The following is a 5,653-nucleotide window of genomic DNA, read 5'->3' as shown; positions in this document are numbered from 1 at the left end:
ACTGAAGGTTGGTTGGCTTCGCAACCCCAGCTTCTCAGTCCCCCCTCGAATGAACAACCTTCATAGCTTCGACAGCTAGAGCGCGCCACAGGCCGCCGAAATCCGGCCGCCAGCTCACCTCGTATTGTGCAGCATGCCCTGGAAGGCGCGGTAGCTGCCCTTGGGGGTGCGCTGTTGGGTGGCGTAGTCGACGTGCACGATGCCGAACCGCTTCGCGTAGCCGTATCCCCACTCGAAGTTGTCGAGCAGCGACCACACGTAGTACCCGCGCAGATCGACACCCGCATCGAGGGCGTCGCGCGCGGCCGCGAAGTGCCGTGCGAGGTAGTCCACTCGCAGCGGGTCGTCGACGCGGCCGTCCGGCGAGACGACGTCGTCGAAAGCCGCGCCGTTCTCGGTGACCATGAGCGGCTGCGCGGGGAACTCGGCCGACAGGGCGAGCAGCAGCTCCGTCAGGCCTTCGGGCGCGATGTTCCAGCCCATCGCCGTGTGAGGACCGGGTTGCTCGACGAACTCGACGATGGCGTCACTGCCCGGCCAGGCGGTTCCGCCCGCCGCGGCCTTGTGCCCGTCGTTGCTCTGGCGGGGGGAGGCTCCGTCCCACAGGCGCACAGTCGCCGTCGAGTAGTAGTTGACCCCGAGTACGTCCAGGGGGTGGTGGATGAGTGCCAGATCGCCGGGCCTCACGAACGACCAGTCCGACACGGCGGACGTGTCCGCCAGCAGATCCGCGGGGTATTCCCCGTGGAGCATGGGCCCGGTGAAGGCGCGGTTCGCGAGGGCGTCGATGCGACGCACGGCCTCGTCGGCGCCGTCGCCGGCACCGCGAAGCACGTGGAAGTTGAGCGTGACCGACAGGCCGGGATCCGCGGTCGAGGATGCGCGCAGGGCCGCCGCACCGAGTCCGTGAGCCAGGTTGAGATGATGCACGGCGGCGAGCGCCGCCGCCGGCTCGGTGCGTCCGGGCGCGTGCCCGCCTTGCCCGTAGCCGAGGTAGGCCGAGCACCAGGGCTCGTTCAACGTCGTGAACGTGTCGACACGGTCGCCGAGCGCTGCGCCGACGACCGCCGCGTACTCCGCGAACGCCTCCGCGGTCTCGCGCACCGGCCAGCCCCCGGCATCCTCCAGCGGTTGGGGGAGGTCCCAGTGGTACAGCGTCGCGACGGGACGGATGCCGCGTGCTCGGAGCCCGTCCACGAGGCGCGAGTAGAAATCGAGTCCGGCGTTGTTCACTGCGCCGCGCCCGTCGGGAATCACGCGAGGCCACGAGATCGAGAAGCGATAGGCCCGCAGGCCCAGTTCCGCCATGAGGTCGAGGTCGCTCTCCCACCGGTGCAGATGATCGCACGCGACATCGCCGGTGTCGCCGTTCCAGACCTTCCCCGGAGTGCGGCTGAACGTGTCCCAGATCGACGGTCCGCGACCGGCGTCGGTCGCCCCGCCTTCGACCTGGTAGGCGGCGGTCGCCGATCCGAACACGAATCCCGGCGGGAAGACGAGCGGATGCGTCATCCCGTCACCGCCGTGCGGTCGACGTCGAAACTCTGCGCACGCCCATCCGGTGTCGTCACGGTGATCGTCGCGATGCCCGAACCGCCCGGGAAGACCCGCAGCTGCAGGCCGTCGAGGTAGTCGTAATCGGGACGGTCGGTGCGGGCGCCCCAGGGGAGCACCGCTCCGGGCCGCACGTAGAGGGGGAGACTCGTGACGTCGTGCATTTCGCGACGCCAGCCGCCGCCCTCGACGACCTCGCCGGTGAGCAGGTGCGTCCACGGCCCGGCGGGAAGGTAGAACTCCACCTCGCCCGACGCGGACAGCACCGGGGCCACGAGCAGATCAGCGCCGAGCATGTACTGGCGGTCAAGGTAGGCGACGGCCGGGTCGTCGGGGAACTCCAGGATGAGCGGGCGCATCACGGGGGCGCCGGTCGCCGCCGCGGCGATGCCGAGCTGGAAGAGATACGGCATCAGCCGCATCTTCAGATGGGTGAAGACGCGCGTCACCTCCACCGCCTCCTCGTCGAACGACCACGGCACCCGGTAGGACTCGGAGCCGTGGAAGCGGCTGTGGCTCGACAACAGACCGAACGCGGTCCAGCGCTTGAACACCAGCGGCTCGGGCGTGCCTTCGAACCCGCCGATGTCATGGCTCCAGTGCGCGTACCCGCTGAGCGCGAGCGACAGGCCGCCGCGCAGCGTCTCTGCCATCGAGACGAAGCTCGAGGTGTTGTCGCCGCCCCAGTGCACGGGCATCGTCTGGCCGCCGGCTGTTCCCGACCGGGCGAACAGCACCGCCTCGCCCTCTCCCCGCACGCGCACGAGCACGTCGTGCACGGCGCGGTTGTACAGCTGGGCGTAGAGGTTGTGCATGCGCTCCGGATCGGATCCGTCGAACCACGCGACATCCGTCGGGATGCGCTCACCGAAGTCGGTCTTCACGCAGTCGACGCCCTGCCCGAGGAGCACCTCGAGCTTCGACTGGTACCAGGCGACGGCGTCGGGATTCGTGAAGTCGACGAGCCCCATGCCGGCCTGCCACATGTCCCACTGCCACACCGAGCCGTCGTGGCGGCGCACGAGGAATCCCCGCGCAGCACCCTCCTCGAACAGCTCCGAGTGCTGCGCGATGTAGGGGTTGATCCACACGCACACCTTGAGGTCGCGGTCGTGGAGTCGCCGCAGCATCCCCTCGGGATCGGGGAACACCCTCTCGTCCCAGCGGAAGTCGCACCAGGTGAACTCGCGCATCCAGAAGCAGTCGAAGTGGAAGACCGAGATGGGAAGCTCGCGCCGCGCCATCTCGTCGACGAACGACGTGACCGTTGCCTCGTCGTAGTCGGTCGTGAAGGATGTCGACAGCCACAGGCCGTACGACCATGCCGGAACGATCGGCGGGCGGCCGGTCAGTGCGGTGTACCGTTCGAGAACCTGTGCGGGGGTAGGCCCCGCGATCACGAAGAACTCGATCGCCTCACCCGATACCGAGAACTGCACGCGCTCGACGGCCTCGCTGCCGACCTCGAAGGACACGTGACCCGGGTCGTTCACGAAGACCCCGTATCCGGCCGAGCTCAGGTAGAACGGTACGTTCTTATAGGCCTGTTCGCTGGATGTCCCGCCGTCGGCGTTCCAGATGTCGACCGTCTGCCCGTTCTTCACGAGCGGCCCGAAGCGCTCGCCGAGGCCGTAGACGAGCTCGCCGACGCCGAGGTCGAGCTGCGCGTGCATGAAGTGACGCCGACGCGGCACGCCGGTCTCGGCGGCGGCCCCGTCCACGGGACCCGGGTCGATCGAGGCATCCGCCGCGGTGTGCACCCAGGCCAGGGATCGATGTCCGCTGCCGGTCAGGCGGCGCCCGGCGAGCTCGAACGAGAGATCCCACGCACCCCTCCCGACCCGGGCCCGCAGGTCGCCGGTGACCAGCTCGCCCCCGTCTTCGGTGAGGTGTGCGGCGCCGGCGCGCCCCGCTCCCGGGAGCGGGAAGCCCGGCGTCGCGGGCGTGCCGCGGTGGTGTTCGACGCGCACGCGCACGACCCCCTCCAGCGGCGACGAGAGCGACACCGTGAGCGTCGGGCGGTTCAGCACATCGCCGCGCCGCTCGATCACCTTGGTCGGGGCGAGCACGGTGAGCGCTTCGCCGTCGACCCCGTCCTCGCGGCGGTCGATCTCATAGGCCTCCTGGGCGTAGAGCGCAGCGACTCCCGGTCGCATCTGCCAGAACCCGTCGGTGAACTTCATTACTTGACTGCTCCTGCGGTGATGCCGCGCGTGAGTGTGCGCTGGAAGATGAGGAAGAAGAGGAGGGTGGGGATGATGCCGAGCAGTGCGGACGCGCTCGTCGTGGTGACATCCATCAATCGATCGCCCTGCAGCACGCTGATCGCGACCGGCACCGTCTGGTTCGCGTTCGACACCAGGAATGTGAGCGGGATGAGGAACTCGTTCCACGTCCAGATGAAGAAGAAGATGAGCAGCACCGACAGGGTCGGTCGGCTGATCGGGAACACCACCCGCCACAGGATCTGCCACCGGCTGGCGCCGTCCATCGCGGCGGCCTCGAGCACTTCCTTGGGGAAGGTGCCGTAGACCGCGGACAGGAGGTAGGTGCCGAACGCCGCCTGGATCACGGTGAAGATGATGATGACCGACCAGACGTTGTTGTACAGCCCCACCGCCTTGGCCATGTAGTACAGCGGGTAGAGGAGCGCCTCTTGCGGCAGCAGGTTGGCCAGGAGGAACAGCAGCACGATCCACGTGCGTCCGCGCACGCGGCCGATGCCGATCGCGAAGGCGTTGAGCACCGAGATCAGCACGGCCAGCACGGCGACCATGCCGGAGATGAACACGGAGTTCCACACCTTCTGCGGGAAGTCCACGCGCTGCCAGAACGCGGCGAGACCGTCGAACGAGATGTGCGTCGGGAACGCGAGCGGTCCGCCGTTGGAGTAATCGGCGGGCGTCTTGAACGAGTTCACGAGGATCAGGTAGAACGGCGCGATGATGAGCAGCGCCGCGACGATCGCGAACGCGAGCATCAGCCAGTCGACGCCGCGCGCACGGTTGGCGCGCCGAGGGCGACGGTTCGGGCGGGTCGCCGTGCGTCCCGTCGTGAGAGTCATGGTGTCGGCCATCAGAGTCCCGCCCGTTCCTTGCGCTCGGACGCGTTCTGCGCCCGGATGAACAGCACCGCGACGATCGCGATGACGATGGTGAGCGCGGTGGCGATGGTCGCGCCGTAGCCGACCTGCTGCGCCTGGAAGAACTGGCTGTACGAGTAGTACGACGGCACGATGGTCGCCGTTCCAGGCCCGCCGCGGGTGAGCACGTACACGGGCCCGAACACCTTCAGCGCGGCGATCGTGCAGGTGAGGGCGACCACGTAGATCTCCGGTCGGATGATGCTCACGGTGATCGCGCGGAAGCGCTGGAACCAGTTCGCGCCGTCGAGCTCGGCAGCCTCGTACAGCTCGGGGTCCACGCGCTGGAGGGCCGCCATGAACACGACGACCGGGTAGCCGATCTGCACCCAGACGAGCACCGCCATGATGGCCCACAGCGCCGTGTCGGGGCTGCCGAGCCAGTCGTGGGTCAGGCCGCCGAGGCCCACGGCCTCGAGCAGCGAGTTCAGGGCGCCGTCCTGCGGACGCAGCACCCAGCCGATCACGATGCCGGCGATGGCGACCGGCAGGATCTGCGGGAGGTAGTAGGTGGCCCGCAGGAAGCTCGCGAGTCGGCCGCCGAACTTGCGCCCGATGACGTCGAAGAGCAACGCCGCCAGCACCAGCCCGATGATCGTCGGGAGCACGACCATCGCGACGATCATCCAGATGCTGTTCCCGAACGACGTCCAGAACTTCTCATCGCCGAGCAGCCGCGTCCAGTTGGCGAGGCCCACCCACACGGGGGGCTTGATCCCCCGCCACGTCGTGAAGCTCAGGTAGACGTTCCAGGCGAGCGGGATGATGATCACCGCCGTGAGGAGCACGAGCCCGGGGACGAGGTAGAGCCAGTACGCACCGCGTCCGGCACGGCCCCGCTGCGGGATGAGCGGTTCGTCGGGAGGAAGGCGTCGAGCGCGGGCGCGCCGGACGAAGGGAACACTGGTCATGGTGGGTCTCTCGCGGTTCGGGTCGGTGGGGGCGGGGCCGGTGAAC

The 5,653-nt window shown here is 68.5% G+C and carries 4 protein-coding genes; all 4 read right to left on the bottom strand.

Features of this window, described 5'->3' with window-relative positions:
- Window positions 1-114 precede the first annotated feature (114 nt).
- From ABT08_RS12745 to ABT08_RS12730, 4 genes are read right to left on the bottom strand one after another with little or no spacing between them, the layout of a single operon-like run.
- Window positions 115-1,512 carry a glycoside hydrolase family 1 protein gene (locus ABT08_RS12745; protein ID WP_288115200.1) on the bottom strand — a complete coding sequence of 466 codons (1,398 nt, stop codon included), beginning with the start codon at window positions 1,510-1,512 and terminating at the stop codon, window positions 115-117.
- Window positions 1,509-3,737 (bottom strand): alpha-xylosidase, encoded by a 2,229-nt coding sequence (gene yicI / locus ABT08_RS12740; RefSeq protein WP_056205995.1) that lies wholly within the window; start codon window positions 3,735-3,737, stop codon window positions 1,509-1,511. The genes ABT08_RS12745 and yicI overlap by 4 nt, the downstream gene beginning before the upstream one ends.
- The gene (locus ABT08_RS12735) at window positions 3,737-4,630 is read right to left on the bottom strand and encodes a carbohydrate ABC transporter permease (RefSeq protein WP_048809471.1); all 894 of its coding nucleotides are present in this window, start codon (window positions 4,628-4,630) and stop codon (window positions 3,737-3,739) included. Before ABT08_RS12735 ends, yicI begins: the two co-directional genes overlap by 1 nt.
- Window positions 4,630-5,607 (bottom strand): carbohydrate ABC transporter permease, encoded by a 978-nt coding sequence (locus tag ABT08_RS12730; RefSeq protein WP_045245917.1) that lies wholly within the window; start codon window positions 5,605-5,607, stop codon window positions 4,630-4,632. The genes ABT08_RS12735 and ABT08_RS12730 overlap by 1 nt, the downstream gene beginning before the upstream one ends.
- Between the last annotated feature and the right edge of the window lie 46 nt (window positions 5,608-5,653).

This window comes from Microbacterium sp. SCN 71-21 (assembly GCF_001725695.1).
GTDB lineage: Bacteria > Actinomycetota > Actinomycetes > Actinomycetales > Microbacteriaceae > Microbacterium > Microbacterium ginsengisoli.
This window is presented reverse-complemented; position numbering and strand designations above follow the sequence as displayed.